We start from the raw sequence: 23,850 nt of genomic DNA, 5'->3' as shown, positions 1-23,850 counted from the left end.
TGGGGGCGGATCTGTCAGAGCCGCGGCCGACTCACTCCCACTCGATGGTGCCCGGCGGCTTGCTGGTCACGTCCAGCACGACCCGGTTGACGTCCGGGACCTCGTTGGTGATGCGGTTCGAGATCAGGGCGAGCGTCTCGTACGGCACACGCGTCCAGTCCGCCGTCATGGCGTCCTCGGAGCTCACGGGGCGCAGCACAATCGGGTGGCCGTAGGTGCGGCCGTCGCCCTGGACCCCCACCGAGCGCACGTCGGCCAGCAGCACGACCGGGCACTGCCACACCGAGGCGTCGAGCCCGGCGGCGGTCATCTCCTCGCGCGCGATCGCGTCCGCCGCGCGCAGGGTGTCGAGCCGATCCTGATCGACCGCGCCGACGATCCTGATGGCCAGGCCCGGCCCGGGGAAGGGGTGCCGGCCGACGATCGCCTCCGGCAGCCCGAGTTCCCGGCCCACGGCGCGGACCTCGTCCTTGAAGAGCAGGCGCAGCGGCTCCACGAGGGAGAACTCGATGTCGTCCGGCAGGCCGCCCACGTTGTGGTGACTCTTGATGTTGGCCGTCCCCGCGCCGCCGCCGGACTCGACGACGTCCGGGTAAAGGGTCCCCTGGACGAGGAAGTCCACCGACGAGTCCGCGCTGTCGCCGGAATCCTCGAGTTCGAGGGCCTGGGTCACGGCCCGCTCGAACGACCGGATGAACTCGCGGCCGATGATCTTGCGCTTGGTCTCGGGGTCGCTGACCCCGGCGAGGTGGCCCAGGTAGATCTCCGAGTCGTCGAGCGTGATGAGGCGGGCTCCGGTGGCGGCCACGAAGTCGTTCTCCACCTGCTCCCGCTCGCCCGCGCGCAGCAGCCCGTGGTCAACGAACACGCAGGTCAGCCGGTCTCCGATCGCCCGCTGGACCAGCGCGGCCGCCACGGCGGAGTCCACGCCGCCGGACAGACCGCAGATCGCGCGACCCTCGCCGATCTGCTCGCGGACGGCCTCCACGAGCTGCTCCGCGATGTTGGACGCGGTCCACGTGGGCTCCAGGCCCGCGATCTCGGTGAGGAACCGGGTGAGCACCTGCTGCCCGTGGGGCGAGTGCAGCACCTCGGGGTGGTACTGGACGCCGGCCATCCGTCGATCGACACACTCGAACGCCGCGACCGGGGCACCGGCGGACGAGGCGGTCACCGTGAACCCCTCGGGCGCCGACGTGACCGCGTCGCCGTGACTCATCCACACCGGGTGGGTCGCGGGCAGTCCCGCGTGCAGCACCCCGCCGGACACGCCCACCTCGGTGCGCCCGTACTCGCGGTTGCCGGTGTGCGCGACCTCGCCCCCCAACGCACCCGCCATGGACTGGAAGCCGTAACAGATGCCGAAGACCGGCAACCCGAGTTCGAGCACGGCCGGGTCGAGCGCGGGGGCACCGTCGGCGTAGACGCTGGCCGGCCCCCCGGACAGGATCAGCGCCACCGGGTCCTTGTCCCTGATCTCCTCCACCGTCGCGGTGTGCGGGATCACCTCGGAGTAGATCCGCGCCTCGCGCACCCGTCGCGCGATGAGCTGCGCGTACTGGGCGCCGAAGTCCACGACGAGCACCGGCCGGGGCGGGGCGGGGGCTCCTGTGGATCCGGCGGTGATCTGGGAGTCGGTCTGTGCGTTCTCGGCCACGGACCAGAGTCTAGGTGTTCTGCCCACGCAGGTTGGGTATGCGGTCGGCGGGTGAGGCGCCTTTGAGTGCGGTGTGGCCGCGGTGATGATTGTAGTGATGCAGGAACGCCGGTAGCAGAGCTTGGCGGTCTCGTTCGTTGGCGTAGGGGCGGGCGTAGGCCCATTCCTCGAGCAGGGTCCGGTTGTAGCGTTCGACTTTGCCGTTGGTCTGCGGCCGGTACGGCCGGGTCCGCTTGTGGCTGATGTCCGGGCCGAGGGCGTCGGCGAAAGCGTGGGAGCGGTAGCAGGAGCCGTTGTCGGTCAGCACCCTGCGCACGGTGATCCCGGCGTCGGCGAAGTATGCGCTGGCCCGGTGCCAGAACGCGGCCGCGGTCTCCTTGCGCTCGTCGTCCAGTAGCTCGCTGTAGGCCAGGCGTGAATGGTCGTCGACGGCGTTGTGGATGTACCAGTACCCGGTGCCGCTGCGGTTCTTGCGGCCCATGGCGCGGCCGAGGAACTTGTGGCCGCCGCCGTCGGGGATGCGGCCGAGCTTCTTGATGTCCACGTGGACCAGGTCGCCGGGAGCGTCGTGCTCGTACCTGGTCGGGCGACGCCGGGTGGCGCGGACCGGGGCGCCGGTGGCCGGGTCGGTGAACGCCAGGCGCACGCACCCGTAGCGGGAGAGGATCTTGTGCACGGTCGAGGGGTGCATGCCCAGGTGGTAGGCGATGCGGGCCGGGCCCCACCGGCGTGAGACGCGCAGCCCGATCACCCGGCGCTCGCGCCGACGGGGCGTCTGGTGCGGACAGGTATGTGGCCGGCTGGAGCGGTCGACCATGCCCGCCTTGCCGTTCTCTCGGTATCGCTCGGCCCAGCGGCGGGCGGTGGTGACCGAGACGTTGAACCGCTCGGCAGCCCGGGCCGGGGTCCAGCCGTCCTCGACGACACACCGAGCCAGGCGCAGTCTTCCCGTGGGCGTCAGAGTCGCGTTAGCGTGGGACACGAAGACCTCCGTTGTGGATGTGGGTGCTTGGTCGCTTCCACACCTCACACGGAGGTCTTCCTCATTTCATCTCGCCATGCCGACCGGAGACACAACCTGCGTGGTCAATACACCTAGGCGAACCGTCGACCGGATCGTCGCCGACAGGCTCCCCCGCCCACGCCGCGAGCATCGTCTCCAACTGCTGTTCCAGCCGTGCCCCACGCCCCTTCCAGTCCCGGGAGTGCATCGCGTATTCGACCGGTCGGTAGCCGAGCCCGAAGGTGAAGCTCACCCGCCCGGACGCCACGTGGTCGAGGACCGCGATGTCCTCGGCCAGCCGGACCGGATCGTACAGCGGCGCGAGCAGGGCCCACACCGCGATCTGGATCCGCTCGGTCACCGCGGCCACCGCCGCCGCAGCGATGAGCGGCGACGGGAGATAGTCGTCCTCGGAGCCGTGGTGCTCGGAGAGGTTGACGGCGTCCTGGCCCGACTCCTCCGCGTACCTGGCCATGGCGAGGGCCGCCCGGTAGCGGTCCCGGCGCTCGGCCGCGTCCGCGCCGGGCGCCCGGAAGTCGAAGCGGGTGACGACGTAGACCATCAGGCGCGGTCCATCAGACCGCGGTACCCGCGCGGGAGTCGGCGAGGATCGAGTAGGACGTGCCTCGCTCCTCCCGCTCCCACCAGGTGTCGGCACCGCCGGCGGTGCCACCGACCCCGTCCTCGACCAGGGCTCTCTTGAGGATCTTGTTGGTCGCCGTGGTGGGGAGCGCATCGGAGACCCGGACCCAGCGCGGCCACGCCTTGGGAGAGAGATCGGGCTGGGAGGCCAGGAACTCCTCGAACCCGGCGGGCTCGAGCTCGCTGTCGTGCCGGACCACCACGGCCGCGGCGAGCTGGTCGCCGACGCCGCGGGGGTCGGGCAGCCCGTACACCGCCACGCGGGAGACCGCGGGATGCCGGAGGAGGATCTCCTCGACGATCCCGGCGGCCATGTTCTCCCCGTCGACCCGCAGCCAGTCCCCGCTGCGACCGGCCATGTACACGTTGCCGTCCGCGTCGCGGTAGGCCAGATCGCCGGACCAGTACATCCCGTCCCGCATGCGATCGGACGTGGCCTGCTCGTTGTTGTAGTAGCCGGCGAAGAAGCCGGCTCCCTCGGTGTTGACCAGCTCGCCCACACACTCGTCGAGATTGGCCACCGCACCGGTGTCGTCGAAGATCGCGCGGGGACACTCGGTGACCGTCACCGGGTCGTACACCGCGACCCCCGGGAACGGTTCGCCGATGGACTCGAGCGGCGAGTTCTCGGTCCGGACGACGATGATCGCGAGTTCGGTGGAGCCGTAGGCGTCCCGCACGGTGCAGCCGAACCGCTCGGCGAACGCGGGGATGTCCTTGGCCGCGGCCTCGTTCCCGAAGGCCGCGCGCAGGGTGGTCTCCGCGTCGTCGGGGCGAGCCGGGGTGTCGAGGATGTACGCGAGCGGTTTCCCCACGTAGTTCATGTACGTGACCCCGTACCTGCGGATGTCGTCGCCGAAGCGGGTCGCACTGAAGCGTCGGGCGAGCACCATGGTGGCGCCCACGGCGATCGCGGGCGAGAAGCCACTCATGATGGCGTTGGAGTGGAACAGCGGCATGGACAGGTACAGCACGTCCTCGGAGGTCAGCTCGAAGGACGGAGCGAGCGCCTCGCCCGACATGGTGACCGTGAAGTTGCCGACCTGTACCGCTTTCGGGTCCCCGGACGTCCCCGAGGTGAAGATGAGCATGAACGGGTCGCCGGCATCGGCCACCGGGGGATCGGCCGGGGGCTCCGACGCGGCGACCGTGGACGCCCACTCGTCGGAGTCCGTGTCGATGACACTGACATCGCCCAGGTCCAACCCGTCGAGCAGGGGCGCGAGCTGGGAGTCGGTGAGCAGGACCTGACAGTCCGCCCGCCTGATGTCGCGGGCCAGCCCCTCACCGCGACGAGTCGCGTTGATACCCGCGATGACGACGCCGCCGAGAGCGCCCGCGGCGAGCGCGTAGAGCATCTCCGGGGTGTTCTCCAGGAGCGTGCCCACGTGCCGGGGTCGGGAGTCGTCGAGCATCGCGTCGAGTGCTCCGGCGCGACGGTCGGCGGCCGAGATGTACTCGCGCCAGGAGATGGTCAGGTCCTCGTAGCGGATCGCCGGGGAGTCGGAGTCGGCGTGACGGCGGAGTTGTTCGCGAACGGTGTCGGCCATGGGGGTCCTCGGGGACGCAGGGGCGGTGTGATCTGGATCATAGCGAGTCCAGCTGACACTCGTCAGGAAAGTTCGATCGCGGGTCGACCCACGGCGCCCGGACCCCTCCTGTCGGCCCTGAACTGCCTGGCCGTGACCCCCCACCAGCGACGCGCGTACTGACTGAACGTCGTCACGTCGTCGAGCGCCAGGGCCGAGGCGATCTGGTAGAGGGGGATCTCGGTGGTGGCCAACAACCGGGCGGCCACATCGCGCCGCACCTCGTCCCGGATCCCGGAGAAGGACGTGCCCTCACCGGTGAGGTGCCGCTGCAGGGTCCGCGGCGAGACAGAGAGGAGTGCGGCGACGTCGCCGAGGGTCGAGGTCCCCGTGTCGAGGGACCGCAGGAGCAGGGTCCTGGTCCGCTCGGCGTACGTCTGGTCCCGTGCGGGACCGTGCTGTTCCAGATAGCTCAGAGCCAGCTCGTGGGCCATCAGGTCGCCGCCCGTGATCTCCCGGCCGAGGAGCGCGGCGGGGACGCGGAGCATCGCGGCCGACGCGAGTGGTCTCGCCGGGGCGGAGAACAGCTCCCGGTAGCGAGCGGGCACCGTGTTGAGCGGGTTCGGGAGCTCGACCGACAGCAGTCCGTACTCCCCCCCGAGGAGGGCGAGCATGGACCGGTGCAGGAAGAGCAGGACCATGTCGACCGCCTGGGGAGGCAGCGCGGCCGCGTCGTCGCGGTAACCGAACCGCACCCCCAGCACACCGGGGTCCGCCTCCGGATCCGGGACGACCGTGATCTCGAGCGACCGGGCGTGGAAGAACAGGTACTTGGAGGTCATCTCCAACGCCCGGGTGGTGGTCGGGGCGTGCCTGATGGCCGCGGCCACGGGGCCGAGCAGACCGAGGTCCTGACGCAACGCCACCCGCAGGCCGAAGTCGGGGCAGCGCAACTCGACGGCCGCCGTCTCGAGGAGGAAGCCGATCGCGAGATCCTGCACCAGGATCTCGTCGCTGTCGAGGGCGCCGCCCGGCAGCCCACTGCGCCGGGCCAGGTCGTCGGCGTCGCCACCCAGCGCATCGATCACCGCCCTGACGCCCCTCAGGCCTGCCGATCTGACGTATGCCACCTCAGAACTCTCCGCCACATGGCGCGATAGAGCAACCTCTTGGCGCGTTTCGGCAACTTGTTCGGCGGGATCGGGACTATCGTCCTCCGTATGACAGCCTCTGCTGACCGCCGCCCACCGGCCGGCGCACCCGAGAACCCGCTGGACCTCCTGATCGTCGGCGCCGGCATCTCCGGCATCGACCTGGCCCACCACGTCTCCACCACGTTCCCCCACTGGTCGTGGGAGGTCCACGACGCGCAGGACGACCTGGGCGGCACCTGGAACACCTTCCGCTACCCGGGGATCCGGTCGGACTCGGACATGGCCACGTTCGGGTTCCCGTTCCGCCCCTGGCCGCACTCCTCGACGCTCGGGCAGGGTGAGGAGATCAAGGAGTACATCCGCGACACCGCCCGTGACTGCGGGGTCCTCGAGCGCCTGCATCTGGGGTCCTGGATACAGAACGCGGACTGGCAGAGCGAGAAGGGCCTGTGGAAGGTCACGAGCGTCCGGGCGGAGGGCGGGAGCTCCACCGAGCGCACGGTGTGGGCCCGCCGCGTCCACTACGGGTCCGGCTACTACTCGCACTCCCAGGGCTTCCGACCCGACTTCCCGGGCGAACAGGAGTTCGCCGGCGAGATCATCCACCCCCAGTTATGGCCCGAAGGCGTCGACTACGCGGGGCGGAAGTTCATCGTGATCGGTTCCGGAGCCACCGCCGTCACCCTCGTCCCGGCCCTGGAGAACCTCGGCGCCGACGTCACGATGCTCCAGCGGACCCCGAGCTACGTCGCCCCGCTCCCCGAGAAGGACATCATCAGCGCCGTGTGGCAACGCGTGCTGCCGGCACAACCGGCGTACCGCGCCGCCCGTTTCACCCACGGCGCTCGCGACATGGTCCAGTATCTCGTCGCTCAGCGGTTCCCCTGGGCCTTCACCCAGGGGCTGCGGCTCCTGCAACGCCGCTACATCTCCCGCGAGCAGATCGCCGAGCACTTCACCCCGTCGTACAAGCCCTGGGACCAGCGGGTGTGCAAAGCCCCCGACGGGGACATCTTCCGGGCGATGCAACGGGGCGCGCGCGTGGTGACCGGACACATCGACACGTTCACCGAACGCGGTATCCGCCTCGAGTCCGGCGTGGAACTGGACGCTGATGTCATCGTCTCCGCCACCGGCCTGGAACTCGAGGCGTTCGGCGGCGGAACCCTGAGCATCGACGGCCGCGAGCTCGAGCCCGCCGACCTGACCACCTACCGCGGCATGATGCTCGCCGGCGTGCCCAACTTCAGCTTCACCGTGGGGTACGTCAACGCCTCCTGGACCCTGCGGGCGGACATGGTCTCCCGCTACATGGTCAAGCTGTGGCGCGCGGGCGAGAGGAACGGGGAGAAGATCTACGCGCCGATCCCTCCCGAGGTGAAGGGCGATCGCCCGCTCCTGGACCTCGACGCCGGCTACGTGCAACGCGGGGTGCACAAGTTTCCCCGACAGGGCACCGCCCGCCCCTGGACATATGTACAGAACTACCTCGCCGAGATCCCCGAGCTGACCTTCGGTGACCAGCGTCGCGACATGGCGTTCGACGCGCAGATCCCGCAGGAGGCCGTCCGATGACCCGCCGCGTCTTCATCACCGGCGCCGCCTCGGGGCTGGGACTGGCGCTCGCCCGCGAGTACCTGGCCGCAGGCGACGAGGTCATCCTCACCGACCTCCATGCCGAGACGCCACCAGCGGTGCGCGGACTCAGCGGCCAGTGGAGCTACCTCACGCTCGACGTGACCAACGATGACGACTGGGCCGCCGCCGCGCTCGCCGTCGACAGGCTCGACATCCTCATCAACAACGCCGGCATCGCGGTCGGCGGCAGGCTGGACTCCACCTCGATGGAGAGCTGGCAGCGCATCGTGGACATCAATCTGCTCGGCGTGGTCCGCGGGTGCAAGACGCTGGTCCCGAAGCTCGGGCGAGGCGGCCGGGTGGTCATCACCGCCTCCGCCGCAGGTCTGGTGCACGCGCCCCAGATGGGCGCCTACAACGCGACCAAGGCGGCGGCGGTCGCGTTGGCGGAAACCCTCGATGCCGAACTCAGGCCCCGCGGCATCAGCACATCCGTCATCTGCCCACTCTTCTTCCGGTCGGGCCTTGCAGACTCACTGTCCGGGGATGATCCGAGAGCTGACCAGACCGCCCGGATGCTGCTGTCCAAGACGCCTCTCACGTCGGAGAAGGTCGCCGCACGGTCCATCCGCGGCATCAACGCCAGGCGCCTCGTCATCACCCCCGACGCACTGAGCACACTCACCTGGTACTCCAAGCGGTTCACCCGGGTTCCGTTCCTCGCGGGAACCCGCCTCATCGGACGGGTGGCCGAGCGGCGGGGCTAAGAAGCCTTTCAGAGCGGCACTATCGGGGATCGATGTGTGACAGATTGTCCCATCTCCTCCGCGTAGCGCGGCGCCAGGGCTTCCATCTGCTGCATGACCTGCTGGATGGCCTCGGGCTGCTGGTCCGGCGGGTAGCCGTGTTTGCGCAGGCTCCGCTTGACCGAGGCGCGAAGCTTGGCCTTGACGTCCTCGCGAACCGTCCAGTCGGTGCGGATGTCGCGACGCATCGTGGCGACGATCGAGCGGGCGATCTCGGCCAGCACGTCGTCACCGAGGATGTCGACCGCTGACTCGTTCAAGGCAACCACGTCGTAGAACGCGAGTTCATAGCTCTCCAGCGGCGGCTCGAAGCGCTGGCCGCGGTCGGCCTCCGCGCTGACCTCCTTGGCGAGCTCCACGAGCTCGGCGATCACCTCGGCGGCGGTGAGCTGCTGGTTGGTGTACCTGACCATGAGCTCGTTGACGCGTTCGGAGAACAGCCTGCGCCGCACCTCGTTGCCGTGAGTGACCGTCGCGGCCTCCTCCAGCAACGTCGCCTTGAGCGCCTCGATCGCCAGGTGCGCCTTGGACGGCTTCTGCGCCTCCTCGACCCACTGCGGGGTGAGCGTGTCCAACCGCGGAAGCGGCAGTCCGGCCTCGCGATAGATGTCGACGACCCCTGTGCTCGCGGCAGAGTCGACGATCAGCTCGCCGAGAATGCGCTTGATCTCGTCCGGAACCAGTTCTCCGGCGCCGATCTTCTGTTGCGCGTCGAGCTTGAGCATCCAGACGCGGACCTCTTCGACGAACCGCACCTCGGGTCGGACCGTTTCGAGGGAGTCGTTCCCCGCCGCCAGGGCCCACGCCCGCGCGAGTTTGGATGACAGGTCGCGGAAGCGGTCAGCGAGAGGGCGCGCGTCCGGGTCGTCGTCGTCGCGGTTTCCCGGTGTGCCCGGCGACCGCAGGCGGGTGACCACGGTGAGGAGCGCATCACGCCAGCCGGTCTTGGCGTTGGCGTGCCACTGCGCCTTCCACTCGTCACCGATGAGCTCACGCACGCCTGCGAGCAGGTCGAGCACGATCTGCGCGGCCTCCTCGGAGGTGCGGCCGACGAGCCGGTCGCCGCCCTCCGGGGCATCGCGGGTGAACTCCTCCAATGCCTTGGAGAGGTTGTCGGTGAGCGGCGCGTAGCCCACGAGCAGCCCGTCCTGCTTCCCGCGGAAGGTGCGGTTGACGCGGGCGAGGGTCTGCATGAGCAGCGCCCCCTTGAGCGGTCGGTCCACGTACAGCGTGTGCAGCGCCGGGGCGTCGAAGCCGGTCAGCATCATGTCCTTGACGATGATCAACTCGAGCTCGTCGTCGGGGTTCTTCACCCGCTGCTTCACCGCGGCGATCGCACTCGGACGTCGGAGATGCCTGGTGACGTGCTCCTCGTCGCCCGGGTCGGCGGTGTAGACCACCTTGACCTTGCCCGCGTCGTCGGCGTCGGAGTGCCAGTCGGGGCGGAGGGCGACGATCTCCTGGTACAGGTTCGCGGCGATGGATCGGGTGGCGCAGACGATCATCGCCTTGCCCGGGACACCGAGGAAGGGACGCATGGCGTCGCGGCGAGTTTCCCAGTGGGTCACCAGGTCGGCGGCCAGCGTGCGGATGCGCTCGGGGGCGCCGTAGACGGTGTCGAGCTTGGCCACCGCGCGCTGGAGGCGTTCGGCGTCCGCGGCGTCGAGGCCGCTCAGCGCCTCTTCCGCAGCATCGTCGAGCGACTCGTCGTCCACGCCGGGCAGGCGCGCCAGGCTGATAAGCCGTGGTTCGTAGACCACGGGGACCGTGGCTCCGTCCTCCACAGCCCGGTGCAGGTCGTAGACGTCGATGTCGGCGCCGAAGACGCGGCGGGTGTCGCGCTCCCCCTCGGTGATGGGGGTCCCGGTGAAGGCGATGAGGGTCGCGTGCGGCAACGCGCTCTTGAGGTGCGCGGCGTAGCCGTCGAGGTTGTCGTAGTGACTGCGATGGGCCTCATCGGCGATGACGACGATGTTGCGCCGGTCCGAGAGCAGCGGGTGAGTCGCTCCGGAGTCGCGTTCCGATTTGCTCAGGCCGAACTTCTGCAGGGTGGTGAAGTAGATGCCGCCCGAGCGGCGGTCCGCCAGCTGTGTCCGCAGATCGTCGCGGGTGCGGACCTGCACCGGCTGCTCAGGGAGCAGGTCGGAGATCTGGAAGCCGTCGAACAGTTGGGAGTCCAGCTCGGTGCGGTCGGTGATGACGATGACCGTGGGGTTGGCCAGTCGCGGGTGCCGCATGATCTTGGCGGTGTAGAGCTCCATCTCCATGGACTTGCCGGAGCCCTGGGTGTGCCACACGACGCCGGCCCGGCCGTCGGAGTCCACGGCGCGGACAGTGGCACCGACGGCTTTGGTCACCGCGAAGTACTGGTGGGGCTTGGCGATGCGTTTGATCACGCCGGACTCGGTGGCGTCGAAGGCGGTGAAGTCGCGGTGGAGTTGGCCGAAGCGTTCGACGTTGAACACGCCGTCGATGAGGAGGTCGAGTTCGGTGGTGGGTTCGGCCGAGCCGTCGAGGGTGGTGAAGGGGGCGATGCGGCGGCCGTCGTCGTCGACGTTCCAGGGCGCGAAGTGGTTCCACGGGGTGAACGGTGTGCCGTAGCGGGCGGAGAGGTCGTCGGTGGCGACGACGACGACGGCGAAGCGGAACGCCATGGGGAATTCGTGGAGATAGGTGCGCAGCTGGTTGTACGCGAGCTCAGCGGTGGCGTTCTTGGCGCCCGGCTTCTTGAGTTCAAAGATCGCGAGCGGCAGTCCGTTGACGTAGGCCACCACGTCGAATCGCCGTTCGTGTTCGCGGCTGCGGACGGTCACCTGGTCCACGGCGTGGTACCGGTTGCGCGAGGCGTCAGCGGAGAGGAAGCGAATGACCGGGGCGACCTCGCGGCCGTCGTCGTCGATGTAGGTCAGGCCCTTGTAGCCGTCGAGCAGGATGCGGTGGATTCGATGGTTCTCGGTGACGGCGTCCTGCGACTGAGGAGTGGTCACCTCGGCCATGGCCTGCTGCAGGTACTCCTCAGGCACGTCCGGGTTGAGGTTGATCAGCGACTGCAGGAGGGTGCCCCGCAGGACGATGTCGTGCCACGAGTCGCGCTCCCCCGAGCCGGGCGCCAGGGACGGGCCGGAGCGGTGCTCCCATTCGCGCTCGGCGAGGGCGTCGAGGATCCCCTGCTCGGCTTGGGCCTCGGACCAGCCGTAGTTCATCGCGTCCTCTCCACGTCAGAGCGGCGGGAAGCGTGGCCTGACATGAAAAAACCTGCCCCCAGAGGGGGCAGGTGGTATGCCCCGACGGTAGCTGGTCTGCAGCGCGCGTACAACTGACGCGGGGCCGAGCTGTTCAGCGAGAAGCCGGTGGCGGGTCCGTCACTGTATGCGTCACTGCACTCACCACCACTGACGTTCAGTGACCTACAGTGAGCAACACTGACGGGTAGACACTGAACCGCCTCCGGGGTTCCGACGGTCGACCATGGGGGCCGCTGCGAGACCGCTGCCTGGTGCGCCTCGCCCCTGAACGTCAGACTCACAGTGAACCTCCCATGGTCCAGTCTTGCTGGTCGATGCGTCGCTTCTGACGCTCCCCGTTTCGTCTCGAATTAAGGCCTGAACAGCGGAGATCACTCTTTCTGCGGCCAACTTCTTTCTTAACTGCATGGATTCTGTCGCGCACGTATCCAAGCTCGAGTTCCTTGGCCGCTTCGGACCATCCGCCGAGGTGTGACCTGCACTTTGTTAATTTAGGCACCCCCCTAATCTCACAGAGATCCGCGAAACTCGCTGACGTTGACGGATTAGGGTGCCTCCGAATCGCGCGTTGGGACGCGGCAGCCCAACGATCCCGGGCTGTGAGCGATCGCCAGTGCAACGCGCGACCCGACCCCTGGGCCACGTCTGGGCACAGACTTACCTCATCACTGCCACTGCATTCATCGCCGTTCAGTGACATACACTGACCTACAGTGAGCAGCACTGACCAGCAGTGACGGAGACCAGCATGGATGAGTCCGACTTCGCGACTGTCATCGATCGACTCCGCCGGCAAGGCACCGACGACGCAACGACCGAGGTCAAGGCAGCCGCCGAGTCCTTGGGCAAGTCCGTCTGGGATTCTGTCAGCGCGTTTGCCAACACCGTCGGCGGCTGGATCATTCTCGGCGTCAGTGAGGAGCTGGGGTTCCAGCCTGTCGAGGGGTTCCGCGTGGAGGCGGTGTGCAGCCAGTTCATCGACGGCATGGGCGACGGTAACGAGCAGGGCGCTCGACTGGTGAACCCGCCCGCTTATCACGTCAATCGATTCGACTTTGAAGGCCAGCAGGTCCTGGCGATCGAGATCCTCGAGAACGGTATCGGCGCCAAACCGTGCTACATCAAGAGCAAGGGCGTCGAAACCGGTAGTTATAAGCGGGTCGACGATCGCGATGTCCGTTTGAGCAGAAGTGAGATCTTCAGCCTTCAGACTGCACACACGATCTCTGAGGCTGACCGAGCACTGGTCGTGGACTGTTCTGCTGATGACCTCGACCCGACACTGGTCGACCTCTTGGTGAGCGCCCTGGGAAACGCGAGGGCGGTGCGGCGATTGACGGAGCGTGGAGAAATGCTCGCCCGTCTGAATGTGACCGACAACGAGGGCCAAGTCCGGCTGGCCGGGCTTCTCACCGTGGGCGATTACCCGCAGCAGTTTTTCCCGCAACTGTACGTCGACGTCAGCGTGCATCCAACTGTCGAAAAAGCGTCGGCGACCACCCAGCTTCGGTTTCTTGACCGAGTCGAATGCGTGGGACCGCTGTCCGAAGTGGTGTCTGACGCGGTATCCGCCGTAGCCAGGAATCTCAGAACGTACTCCGTTGTCACCGGAGCCGGCCGGACGGATGAACTGGAGATTCCCGAGGAGGTGCTGCGGGAGGCCATCGGCAACGCCGTGCTGCACCGTGAGTACCACCCCATGTTCTTGGGACAAGCTGTGGCGGTTGACATCTACCCGGACCGAGTGACTGTCACCAGTCCCGGCGGGCTCTGGCAGAAGACGCGGGACAACATCGGAGACGGCATCTCCCGATGTCGGAACCAGACACTTCTCCAGATGCTGAAGAATGTGCCGTCCTTGGGTTCCGGCGGGAAGGTGGCAGAAGGGCAGGGCGGCGGGGTGCCATTGATGCGCAATGAAATGCGCGCCCGCTCGCTCGAAAGTCCAGAGTTCACTGTGACCCCAGACAGTGTCATCGTCGAGTTTCGCCGTCACGGCGCGGATTCTGATGCCCACCGGCGCTGGGCACGCGATGCCGTCGGTCGTGACCTCGCTCGTGGTGAGGACGCATTGCTGGCGATCGCCCGGCGTGAGGGTCGTGTCACCGTCACGACGGCTCGAGATCAGTTGGGGATGGACTCCGACGACGCGCGGCACACCTTGCACGCCCTTACCCGAGAAGGAGTTCTCACGCCCATAGGGACTGAAGAGTTTGCTCTTTTCGGGGCTCCAGCCGCGCCGGCGGATACCGAAGAGGCGGTGCTCAACTCCCTCTCCCCGATGGCCCCCATCTCCATCGCCGAGTTGTCCGAGCTCACCGGGAAGTCGAGGGGCTCTCTGCGACCGGTTCTCCGAAGGCTTGTCGAGGAGGACCGGGTTCGGGCTACCGCGCCCCCTCAGAGTCGGCACCGCCGATACCTTCTGGTCGAAGAACCTCCGACGACCGGCTAACCGCCCAGAGTCGCGTCGCCGTGTCCGGAACGCATTCGATCGTGTTGGTAAGTCCGTGCTGCATCGAGGACGTCGCTGATGCTCAACGAACAACACCGACGAACGCAGGGGAGACACTCAGAGCACATCCTCGGCAGCACGCTCGGCGTCCTTGACGGTGATCCGACCGTTCATGAGCAGGGGCAGTAGTTCGTCGCGGGTACGGGAGATGACTTCGCTCTCGGCTTCGGCACTTAGGGCGCGTTGGTGGATGCTCGCAAGCAACTGCTCAACCTCGCCGGCCGACGCCTCAGGAACGGTAGGGAACTGCATCGCCTTGACCTGGGGTCCCGTCACCGAGGAGAAGACAGTGCCTGATCCTTCGTGCTCATCCCATCTGCAAGCGAATCGGCGAAGAAGGTAATGAATGGTGGTCGGGGCGTCTTCGGATCGCACAGCAGCCAGTCCACGACCAATGCATGTCTCATTTCGCGCCCAGTTCACTTCTCCCACAGGAGCCCGAACTGCGAGAAGAGTGGCATCCGCCTTCGCGCGTCTAGGGGTGACCGTGGCGAAGACCCGTGGAGTCGGCGATAGTTCGCCAAAGTCCCTAACGCCCTGAAAAAACTCCATCCCGTCGCCGTCTTCGTTCAGTTCAGCTCCGCGAGGCGACGATCCCATCTGCACATCGGCGATCTCAGACAATGGCCGATCCGAACCCACTGCTTCGCGCGCGATTATCTGGGTCGCCAACGTGACGGACGTTCCGACTACCTGCCGGTTCGCGGCGATCTTGTCGTCCATCGCGCCGAGGACCTCGCCGATCGCGCGCTGCGTTTCGAGTTCAGGCAAGGCAACAGGGACCTCGGACAATATTGAGGTGTTGAGATTGGGCATAGTTGCGCCAACCGCATGTTGGTATAGCCATTCGTGCGTCTTGGGCAGCCCTAGAAAGTACGAAACGAACGCCGGATCGGCAACATTCATATCGATGCGAACCCTCAGGCACCCCGTTCCGCACAGTAGTTCTGGGCCATCACCGCGAATCAGTGCTCGCCTGGTGATGTCCCCGCGACGCGAATAGACAATGTCGCCCACGCAGAGCCTGTGACGCCGAAGGGAATCCGCAGTTGCCGACGAGACGAACGCGATCTCGTCCAGTGAGACGACGTTTCCTCGCAGGTCCTGAGGCATGACCACGCCGACCCCGTCGGCGACGTAGTCGCTCGCGTGAAGCTGCGACCCGAATGGGCCAGTTTGAATTCCGTTCTTTACAGCTATCTCGCCAAGTGTCGTCTTCACCCCAGCCTCCCCAGCTGCTCACGGACGGCCGAATCGAGCCGGGCCGACTCATCCAATGCATCGGTCAACTCGCCGGTGAGACGTGCGATCTTCTCGTCGATCGGTTCCAGATCCTCTTCCGCCTCTGGCACGCCCACGTAGCGGCCTGGAGTGAGCGCGTAGCTGGCGGACTTGATCTCTTCGAGGGGCGCCGATTTACAGAAGCCGGGCGCGTCCTCGTACTCGCCCACCGCGGAGGGGCGGCCTCGCCAGGAGCGGAACGTCTCGGCGATGCGCTGCAGATCCTCCTCGCTCAGCGTGCGCTCCACGCGGTCGATCATGTGGCCGAGCTCGCGGGCGTCGATGAACAGCACCTGCCCCCGACGATCCACCGAACCACCCTTGCCGGCGGCCTTGTTCCTCGCGAAGAACCACACGCACACCGGGATGCCCGTCGCCCGGAACAACTGCCCCGGCAGGGCCACGATGCACTGGACCACGTCACCCTCGACCATCGCCTTGCGGATGTCGCCCTCGCCGCTGGTCGAGGTGGTCATGGTCCCATTGGCCATCACCACGCCGGCCTCGCCGTTCGGCGCCAGCTTGGACAGGATGTGCTGCATCCACGCGTAGTTGGCATTGCGCTTGGGAGGCACCCCGTAGACCCAGCGCGGATCGTCCTCGCGCCGCGCCCAGTCCTTGATGTTGAACGGCGGGTTAGCCATCACGTAGTCGGCCTGCATGTCCGGATGGATGTCCCGCGCAAAGGTGTCGCCCCAGCGCGAGCCCAGGCCCTGTGAATCGATCCCGTGGATCGCCAGGTTCATCTTGGCCATCCGCCACGTGCGCTCGTTGAGCTCCTGCCCGTACACGGCGACGTTGGTCGGTTCCTCCTTGTGCCCCTCGAGGAACTTCTCCGTCTGCACGAACATGCCGCCCGACCCACAGCACGGGTCGTACACGCGCCCCGAGTGCGGCTCGAGGATCTCCACCAGCGTCCGCACCACCACGGGTGGGGTGTAGAACTCGCCGCCGCGCTTGCCCTCGGCCTTGGCGAACTTGTCCAGGAAGTACTCGTAGACCTCCCCGAGCAGATCCCGCGCCTTGGAAGCGCCACCACCGGTGAAACGCGCCGCGTTGAACAGGTCCACCAGCTCACCCAGTCGGCGCTGCTCCACATTGTCCCGCCCGAACAACACCGGCAGCGTGCCCACCAACGACTCGTTGGCCTGCATCAACGCGCGCATCGCAGCGTCGATCAGCTCACCGATCGACTGCGCGTCATTGGTCGACGACGCCGGGATGCCCTTGGCATGCCGCGAGAGGTACTCCCAGCGCGCCTCGGCGGGCACCCAGAACACGCCCGAGCCCAGGTACTCGTCGGCGTCCTCGAGCGTCTCCGCGAGGTAGGCCTCGTCCTCACCGGAGAGCTCCTCGCAGATCGCGTCCCGGCGCTCTTCGAAGGCGTCCGAGACGTACTTGAGAAACACCAACCCCAGCACAACGTCCTTGTACTGCGACGCATCCATGGACCCGCGGAGCTTGTCCGCCGCCTTCCACAGCGTGTCCTTGAGTTCCTTGGGGGTCGATGCCTCCATCGGCTTCGGAACCAACACTTTCGCCATCAGGCGTTCTCCTTGTTGCTGTGTGGATCATCGCGGTGGGCGACCTGCAAGGTGCCGGCCGCGAGTCCGTCGGAAAGTTCTATGGTCAAGTCGTCGAGCGCACTCAGTTCGGCCAGGAGCCGTGCCCGATGCTCGGCGGCCCGTGCCGCCACCGTGCGCCAAGGGCTACAGGCGTCGACGACGACGGTGCGCAGCCGCCAGGAACGGCAATCCGATCCCCGCGCAGCCGAAATATCTCGAACCGCGAGCTCGGGAAGAATACGTCGCGATCCCTCGACCGGTTCCAGACACCGCAGGATCCGCGCCGGCGCCTGAACGGCGTTGCCGCCGACTGCGTCGATGATCGCGGCCGGCCCCCTCGTCGTCGTGAACACCACGTCGCCCGGCTCCGTGAGCCGGAAACGAGGCGCGCGTCGGACCAACTCGACCAGGTCGACCGACCTCGACCCGATCGCGCACTGGCCGCGCACCTCGTCCGGGCCGATCACCCCGATGCCGCCCGGGCCCGCCGCGAAGACCTCCGCGGGGATGCGCACGCCCGTGATCACCCGGGCCGGCCGGTGCGTGCCCGTGGTCGCCGCCCTCCACGGCAGGGAGTGATCAGCCGCAGATCCGGCCGCCACCACCTCGACCCCGTCGAGCACCCGGGAGGCCGACGCGTCGCGCTTCTCCCACAGGCGGGCGAGCGCATCACCGCCGTCCTCCGCGACGTCGGTGGTGACCGGCAGCGCGAGCGCGGATTTGCTCACCACCGCCTCGGTGAGCCGGTGCTCGCTGCGCAGGAACGCGTGACTCCGCCGTGCGGCGCCTCCGCGGAGAGCCGCGACAGCGTCAGAGGCGAGTGCACGGTTCTCCCGGATATCCAGCGCGTGGGCCGAGTGCTCCCCGAACGTCGTGAAACTCCGGGCACCCCCGGTGTCGCCGGATTCCCCCAACACCCACAGTGCCATCCGACGACGACCACCGAACCGGCACAATCCCCGCGGCAGGCGAGCGACATAGCGCAGGGGCGCCACATAGTCGCCGCCTGTCCCGCTCAGGATCCGCCGCCGATGGTCCGTCCCCGATGACTCGTCGACCAGCAGTGGCGCGGGCGCGAACACCACCGCGGCGCTGCCCGGCTCCAGGCCCAGCACCACGTCGTCGATCGTGTCGAAGAAGCTCTCAGTCCGGTCCCGGGAAATCACCGACCACTGCCCGACGAGAAGCGTGGCTGAACCGGCCGTCGCCGCTTCCAAGCGGGCGCCGAGTGCGGCGAGGTACCGCCAGAGCAGTCGATCCACAGGCCCAGTCGGGCCATCCGGCGCAACGACCCGCGGACGATCCGATTCGGAAGACCTGGCCACCACGCTCGCGAGCAGACGCAGCCCGCCCGGACCCCACGGCACGAGTGCCCTCTCGGAGTCGTCGGCCAGCGCCGCGACCACCTCACACGCCAGCGCGTCGCCCGTGCTGGTGAGCGATTCCGAGGCGAGCGGCGCGTCCTTGGCCTCCTGACGCTGCGCCAACCGTTCGAGCACCCGTGTCGCGGTAGTTCCGGCTTCGGCGAGGCGGTCGACGCACGCGACCAGGTCGCTATCACGCAGTGCCCTATCCGCCTGCGCCACGGACAGAACCGACTCGAATGCGTGCCCCACCGGAAGCGTCGCGAGATCGTCACTGCTCTGATCGGCCAACGGCGCGCCGGACAGCGCGTGGAGGAGGAGGAGCGCCGAGGCATCGTCGAACTTGGACGCCGCCCGACCCATGAGCGACGAGAACAGTGCTGCATCCTCCTGCGCCTCCGGGTTGTTCCCACGGCCGGTGGCGTTCAACCAGCCACCGACTTCCTCGGCGTCGAATACCAGTCCGCTCGGATCCACTGGCGCAGGAAATGGGTTCGGCGTTCCGACTGACCGGGAGCGCCACACCGAGACGACCGGGCGCTTGACGCCGGCGAGGTCGGCGATCTGCTGCATGGTCAGAGTCTCCACGGGAACGCCTCCTCTCGGTTGGCCACGTCTGCGATGCGTGTGACGCTACCTCGAACCCAATGACTCTTAAGCGGATCACTCGATAAGGGGGCTTATCGATATCAACGCTGGCCAGAACCTGACGTGGGAATGAAATGTATCCGGAGAACGCAGCCGCTCTCGATCCGCCCAGGAGGTCACTCGTGAATCATGTACTCGCAGTCGACCACCTCACCGATTGGAACCTCATCGAATGGTGGCTCCACTACCTTGGCGCGATCGCCGTGCCAGTCCTCGCCGCCGCCTTCGTGGCGGCCGCATACCTGATGTGTCGGGCGATTCTCCTCCTGACTCTTCCGAACCTGCTCGAGGCGGCGCTCGCCGCTACCCTGACCGCCTTCGCCTTCGCCGGCGCTTTTCTCGGCCTCAACTGGCACATCGAACTGCTGTACGACACGCTCCGGCATACCTCGAGCGCGACTCGGGCTGCCGTCTCCGGACTCACTGTCGCGATCCTGTTCGCCGCCACCTCCGTGATCTTCGCGAACAAACTCGGCATTACCCGACGGCGCCGGCTTGCCGTGATCGCCCTGGCGTGCGCAGCGCCTGCGGCATTCAGCCTCGTAGGTGACGGCCTCAACCGAAGCGCGCTATCGACTGCGCACGACACCTCGAGCGTCGGTATGCAGTCGCCCACAGCGCAAGCCGCGCAGTCCGAGGAGAACCACCCAGGCCTCGCGCCGAAAGAGGTCTTGCCGCGGTCCCCTCCGCTAGGACAGCCAGGGCCCTAGCTCAACAGGTCCCGAGGACACTTCACCTCTTCATCTTTCACTTCACCAAGGAGACCTCTCATGTCGTCAACTTCCGTGCGTACCTACAGCGCCGCTGCCGTAGCCGCTGCACTGCTGGGTGCAGGCTCGTTCATTGCGCCCGCAATCGCCCAGGCTCAGGCCTTCAACCCCATCGACCCCACCGACATCCTCAAGATCGACTCGCCCGAACTCACAGTGAACGTCAGTGGCGACACTGCCCACTTCACTGTCGTCGCACCTGAGAACATGGCCTGCGTCGGCCCGCTGGTGGTCGAGGGTTCGATCAGCCAAGAGGACATCGACCCGGAAACCTGGGACGACAGCTTCGCCGAGGACCTCTTCAGCAACCCGGTCTGGCCGACCGACCAATCCGATCTGCGTGTCGTCGTGAACGACTCGAGTGACCTGCTCGACCAGGAAGGGGCCTTCGCGAGCCCGCACAAGGTCAGCGTTCCCAACTTGAACGACGGGGACTACGTTGCCACGACGATCTGCGTGACCGAGGACAGCATCGAGCCGCTCAACGGGCCCAGTGAGATCAGCACCCTCCAGGACGCTCAGTTCCCGGTCGCGATGCACTTTCGCAACTTCTCGGTCACCACTACCGGGAGCGTCAACCTCGGCAGCGTCGACGTCTTCGGCAGCCTCGGAAGCGCCGGTAGTTGACCTCGATCCGATGAATTCGGCTGACTCGACGTAGCTGAACACGCGGGATGACTGTGGATCACGCGAGGCCCTTCTGAGCTGGCGGTACGGACTCTGTACGAGTCGTATCAATCCTGTTCAGGAGGGCACCTTCGCATTTCCGCACCAGTGCAGCCTCGGATGTCGACTCGGCGGCAGAGCACTAAGTCCCTCTACTGTGGCTGGTAGCCGAATCATCAAACAGCTCACGATGCACTCGACCACAGGGAGATCACATGGACGTCGCCGCCGTCGCCGCCACCGCACCGGACGCGCCTCTGGAGAAGACCACGATCCGGCGTCGGGATACCGGGCCGGCCGATGTGCTCATCGAGATCGAGTACGCCGGCATCTGTCATTCCGACATCCACCACGTGCGCGGCGAGTGGGGTCAGACCGCCTACCCCGTGGCGCCCGGACACGAGATCGTCGGCATCGTCCAGGAGGTCGGTTCCGAGGTCACCCGGTACACGGTCGGCGATCGCGTCGGCGTCGGGTGCCTGGTGGGAGCCTGCCACGAGTGCTCGTCCTGTACCGCGGGCCAGGAGCAGGAATGCGAGCGCGGGGCTGTGGCGACCTACGGCTCACCGCTGCCCGAGGACCATCCGGAGGGGCCCGTCACCCAGGGCGGGTACTCGACCCACATCGTGGTCGAGGAGCCCATGGTGGTGTCCGTTCCGGACGGACTCGACCCGGCCGCGGCGGCGCCGCTGCTGTGCGCGGGGATCACCATGTTCTCGCCGCTGCGGCAGTGGAACGTCGGCCCGGGCACCAAGGTCGCCGTGCTCGGCATGGGCGGGCTCGGGCACGTCGGTGTCAAGCTCGCGGTGGCGATGGGCGCCGAGGTGACGGTCCTGTCTCAGACCACCTCCAAGCGGGACGACTCGCTGCGGTACGGCGCCGTCGAGCACTACGCGACCGCCGGCGACGAGGGCAAGGCCACGCTCCGGGAACTGCGCGGCACCTTCGACGTCATCCTCAACACGGTGTCCGCGAACCTGCCGCTGGACCGGTTCCTCGCCACGCTCAAGCCGCGCGGGGCGCTGGTCAACATCGGGATCCCGACCGAGCCGATGTCGGTGCGGGCCGGGTCGGTCGCCGCCGGGCGCAAGATCCTGACCGGGTCCATGATCGGCGGGATCCCCGAGACCCAGGAGATGCTCGACTTCTGCGCCGAGCACGGAATCACCGCCGAGATCGAGCTCATCTCAGCGGACAAGATCAACGAGGCCTACGACCGCGTGGTCCGGTCGGACGTGCACTACCGGTTCGTGATCGACGCCAAGACGTTCTGATCCATCGCGGCCTGACTCACCGCGGGGCGACCTGCGCGAGCAGGTCCGCGAAGTCCTCGTCCCGCGCCTCCAGGAATCGGTGCGCCTGCTCGGCAAAGTCCGCCAGCCCGGTCAGGCGACCCGAACTCCGTGTCGCGCACACCGCCGCGGCGCCACACGCCCGGTCCAGGGCCGACGCGATCGCCGACCCCCCGGGCAGTGCAGCTGCCACACCCGCCGCGACGTGCGGGAACGTCACCTCCGCAACACGCTCTCCGGACTCGCGGAACACCGCGACGGCGGACGCGATCCTGTCCGCATCGGCTCTGATCGTCCCGTCGGGCATCTGCTCACCTCGTCGTCGTCGTGATCTCGTCGTCGTGTCTCATGAGGTACGACGCCCCCACCCCGCCGAACGGTTCCACTACCTCAGGCCCCACTCGCTCAGAGGAGAGCATCCATGTCCCTCACCTGGACACCCACCATCGACCGCGCGCTCGCGGTCGCGGCCCGCTGCCACGCCGGCCAGACCCGCAAGGACGACCCGACGCCCTACATCGCGCACCCCGTGGCGGTGGCGATGATCGTGTCCGACTTCACCGACGACCCGGACGTGGCGGTCGCCGCGCTGCTCCACGACGTTCTCGAGGACGTCCCGCCGTCGGTCTACTCGGCCGATGACATGATCGCCGAGTTCGGCGACCGGGTCACCGAGCTCGTCCGCGGCGTCTCGGAGGAGAAGACCGCGGGTGAGGTGACCCCGCCGTGGCGGGTGCGCAAGGAGGGGTACCTCGCCGCGCTCGCGGAGGACTCGGAGGAATGCCTGCTCATCTCGGCGGCGGACAAGATCCACAATCTGCGCTCGATGGTCGCCGCCCACGAACGACTGGGTGACGACATGTGGGGGCTCTTCAACGCCGGGCCGCAGGAGAAGCTGTGGTTCTACCGGTCGATCGCGGATGCGGTCACCCGACGGCTCGGTGACTGCGCGGCCTCGCGTGAGCTCCGCCGGGCGGTGGACGACGTCGCGGCACTGGCGCCGGTGAGCGGCGGCTGAAGGTCACACCGCCGGGAACTCGGCCTTGATCCGCAGCAGGGTCTTGGCCTGGGTCCGCCCCTCGAGGCCGAGAACCAGGCCGGCGGACTTGAGGCGCCGGGCGAGGTCGGAGTCCGCGGCGAACTCGGACTCCGACTCGATCGTGATCTCCACCCGGCGTCCGCCGTTGAGCAGCACCGACTGCTTGGCGGCGTCCAGGCCGGGGATGTTGGTCCACCGGATCGGCCCGGGGTCTCGAGGGGAGGCCCCCGAGCCCGAGAAGGAATAGTCGAAGTCCGTGCTCTGGGTGCGGGTCACCTTGCCCCACCCGGCCATCGGTCCCACCCCCACCCGGGCGGCGACGGCGTTGCGGCGGGCGCTGTAGGTGGCGCACTCGATCTCGCAGGCCCCCAGGGTGTTCATCACCCTCAGCGCCTCCTCGAACCGCTGCCGCAGGCTCCACGCGTCGTACTGGCCGAACGGCACCAACAGCGGGCGGCCCTCGATCGGCGCCTGCACGTAGACCACCCGGGGGACGACCTCGCCCTCCACCACGTCATACCCCGACCGCACCTGCATCGGACGTTGGATGACGTCGGTGAGCAGACCGCGCTTGTCGGTGACGGGTGCGGTCTCGTAGAAGGACACGAGCTGACTCACTGGCGCTCACCTCACTGTTCGAGGTCGCGGCGGGTGCGGACCTGACGCCCAGAGTATCCGGCGCCGCACGATCGGCCCGCCCGTTCCCAGAGCTCACCCGAGGGGCCACTCCCCGAGTTCGGTGAGGTCGTCGGCCTCCGCGGTGACGGCCGTGGGCTCGCAACCGAAGCCGACCATCTCCGTGCCGTCCTCGAGCGTCACCCGGCCGAGCTGCATCGGCCTGGGGAGCTGGTCGAGGAAGCTGCCGAGCGCCGCCGGGGAGACCGTCCACCTCTCGCCGAGCAACGCGGCGCCGTCCGGGTGACGCAGGACCCCCGGTTTGGGCGGTTCGGTGTCGAGGCGGTACATCCGGTAGTCGGCGCTGGACCGGACCGGCCCACGCCAGGCGGCGCCACGTGAGGTGAGCTGGTGCTCGAGCGGGCCCCCACGCCGGTGTGCGCCGAACACCACCAGGTCGACGGCCGGCGCCCCCGCGCGCAAC

Annotated in this window: 18 protein-coding genes and 1 pseudogene; 7 read left to right on the top strand and 12 right to left on the bottom strand. The window is 67.7% G+C overall.

The features are described 5' to 3' along the window. Nucleotides 1-31: 31 nt before the first annotated feature. The 5 genes from guaA to G6021_RS00290 all read right to left on the bottom strand — a co-directional run bounded on the left by guaA (nucleotide 32) and on the right by G6021_RS00290 (nucleotide 5,961). On the bottom strand, nucleotides 32-1,627 hold the full coding sequence (gene guaA / locus G6021_RS00310) for a glutamine-hydrolyzing GMP synthase (RefSeq protein WP_179526161.1): 1,596 nt from the start codon (nucleotides 1,625-1,627) through the stop codon (nucleotides 32-34). A gap of 40 nt (nucleotides 1,628-1,667) precedes the next feature. Next, nucleotides 1,668-2,639 carry an IS481 family transposase gene (locus G6021_RS00305; RefSeq protein WP_182617166.1) on the bottom strand — a complete coding sequence of 324 codons (972 nt, stop codon included), beginning with the start codon at nucleotides 2,637-2,639 and terminating at the stop codon, nucleotides 1,668-1,670. Nucleotides 2,640-2,700: 61 nt separating this feature from the next. Further along, complete coding sequence (locus tag G6021_RS00300) at nucleotides 2,701-3,222, bottom strand: LLM class flavin-dependent oxidoreductase (protein ID WP_241736358.1); 522 nt, start codon at nucleotides 3,220-3,222, stop codon at nucleotides 2,701-2,703. Between the two features lie 13 nt (nucleotides 3,223-3,235). Continuing rightward, complete coding sequence (locus G6021_RS00295) at nucleotides 3,236-4,852, bottom strand: AMP-binding protein (protein ID WP_182640444.1); 1,617 nt, start codon at nucleotides 4,850-4,852, stop codon at nucleotides 3,236-3,238. A 62-nt stretch (nucleotides 4,853-4,914) separates the two neighbouring features. Further along, nucleotides 4,915-5,961, bottom strand: a complete 1,047-nt coding sequence (locus G6021_RS00290; RefSeq protein ID WP_179524095.1) for an AraC family transcriptional regulator — start codon at nucleotides 5,959-5,961, stop codon at nucleotides 4,915-4,917. A gap of 90 nt (nucleotides 5,962-6,051) precedes the next feature. Here G6021_RS00290 and G6021_RS00285 point away from each other — a divergent pair, with 90 nt between their 5' ends. Next, a complete protein-coding gene (locus G6021_RS00285; protein ID WP_182640443.1) occupies nucleotides 6,052-7,560 on the top strand; it encodes an NAD(P)/FAD-dependent oxidoreductase in 1,509 nt (502 codons plus the stop codon). Continuing rightward, nucleotides 7,557-8,330 (top strand): SDR family NAD(P)-dependent oxidoreductase, encoded by a 774-nt coding sequence (locus G6021_RS00280; protein ID WP_182618229.1) that lies wholly within the window; start codon nucleotides 7,557-7,559, stop codon nucleotides 8,328-8,330. The genes G6021_RS00285 and G6021_RS00280 overlap by 4 nt, the downstream gene beginning before the upstream one ends. 8 nt (nucleotides 8,331-8,338) lie before the next feature. On the opposite strand, the gene G6021_RS00275 is transcribed toward G6021_RS00280, so the two are convergent. Further along, on the bottom strand, nucleotides 8,339-11,572 hold the full coding sequence (locus tag G6021_RS00275; RefSeq protein WP_182640442.1) for a type I restriction endonuclease subunit R: 3,234 nt from the start codon (nucleotides 11,570-11,572) through the stop codon (nucleotides 8,339-8,341). 790 nt (nucleotides 11,573-12,362) lie between these two features. Here G6021_RS00275 and G6021_RS00270 point away from each other — a divergent pair. Continuing rightward, entirely contained in the window at nucleotides 12,363-14,066 is a 1,704-nt protein-coding gene (locus G6021_RS00270; protein WP_182640441.1) for an ATP-binding protein, read from the top strand. A gap of 117 nt (nucleotides 14,067-14,183) precedes the next feature. On the opposite strand, the gene G6021_RS00265 is transcribed toward G6021_RS00270, so the two are convergent. From G6021_RS00265 to G6021_RS00255, 3 genes are read right to left on the bottom strand one after another with little or no spacing between them, the layout of a single operon-like run. Continuing rightward, on the bottom strand, nucleotides 14,184-15,347 hold the full coding sequence (locus G6021_RS00265; RefSeq protein ID WP_182640440.1) for a restriction endonuclease subunit S: 1,164 nt from the start codon (nucleotides 15,345-15,347) through the stop codon (nucleotides 14,184-14,186). Beyond that, nucleotides 15,344-16,951: a class I SAM-dependent DNA methyltransferase gene (locus tag G6021_RS00260; protein WP_182640439.1), complete on the bottom strand. Its 1,608-nt coding sequence runs from the start codon at nucleotides 16,949-16,951 to the stop codon at nucleotides 15,344-15,346. The genes G6021_RS00265 and G6021_RS00260 overlap by 4 nt, the downstream gene beginning before the upstream one ends. After that, a complete protein-coding gene (locus tag G6021_RS00255) occupies nucleotides 16,951-18,924 on the bottom strand; it encodes a DNA-binding protein (protein WP_182640438.1) in 1,974 nt (657 codons plus the stop codon). Before G6021_RS00255 ends, G6021_RS00260 begins: the two co-directional genes overlap by 1 nt. Before the next feature lie 182 nt (nucleotides 18,925-19,106). Here G6021_RS00255 and G6021_RS00250 point away from each other — a divergent pair, with 182 nt between their 5' ends. The 3 genes from G6021_RS00250 (at nucleotide 19,107) to G6021_RS00240 (ending at nucleotide 21,694) form a co-directional block, all read left to right on the top strand. Continuing rightward, a complete protein-coding gene (locus tag G6021_RS00250) occupies nucleotides 19,107-19,694 on the top strand; it encodes a hypothetical protein (protein ID WP_182618222.1) in 588 nt (195 codons plus the stop codon). 60 nt (nucleotides 19,695-19,754) lie between these two features. After that, on the top strand, nucleotides 19,755-20,381 hold the full coding sequence (locus G6021_RS00245) for a hypothetical protein (protein ID WP_182640437.1): 627 nt from the start codon (nucleotides 19,755-19,757) through the stop codon (nucleotides 20,379-20,381). A gap of 254 nt (nucleotides 20,382-20,635) precedes the next feature. Then, on the top strand, nucleotides 20,636-21,694 hold the full coding sequence (locus G6021_RS00240; protein WP_182610066.1) for an NAD(P)-dependent alcohol dehydrogenase: 1,059 nt from the start codon (nucleotides 20,636-20,638) through the stop codon (nucleotides 21,692-21,694). Nucleotides 21,695-21,710: 16 nt separating this feature from the next. Here G6021_RS00240 and G6021_RS00235 read toward each other — a convergent pair whose 3' ends face one another. Further along, the gene (locus G6021_RS00235) at nucleotides 21,711-22,019 is read right to left on the bottom strand and encodes a hypothetical protein (protein WP_017835464.1); all 309 of its coding nucleotides are present in this window, start codon (nucleotides 22,017-22,019) and stop codon (nucleotides 21,711-21,713) included. Nucleotides 22,020-22,133: 114 nt separating this feature from the next. Between G6021_RS00235 and G6021_RS00230 the strand changes: the two genes are divergently transcribed. Then, nucleotides 22,134-22,730, top strand: coding sequence for an HD domain-containing protein (locus tag G6021_RS00230; protein WP_182640436.1), 597 nt, complete (start codon nucleotides 22,134-22,136; stop codon nucleotides 22,728-22,730). 3 nt (nucleotides 22,731-22,733) lie between these two features. Here the strand turns inward: G6021_RS00230 and G6021_RS00225 are convergent, their stop codons facing one another. Next, on the bottom strand, nucleotides 22,734-23,369 hold the full coding sequence (locus G6021_RS00225; protein WP_017835462.1) for a hypothetical protein: 636 nt from the start codon (nucleotides 23,367-23,369) through the stop codon (nucleotides 22,734-22,736). A 93-nt stretch (nucleotides 23,370-23,462) separates the two neighbouring features. After that, nucleotides 23,463-23,850 (bottom strand): annotated as a pseudogene (locus tag G6021_RS00220) (allophanate hydrolase); the annotation flags it as partial.

Source organism: Dietzia sp. CW19 (assembly GCF_014145265.1).
In the GTDB taxonomy this organism is placed as follows: Bacteria; Actinomycetota; Actinomycetes; order Mycobacteriales; family Mycobacteriaceae; genus Dietzia; species Dietzia natronolimnaea.
This window is presented reverse-complemented; position numbering and strand designations above follow the sequence as displayed.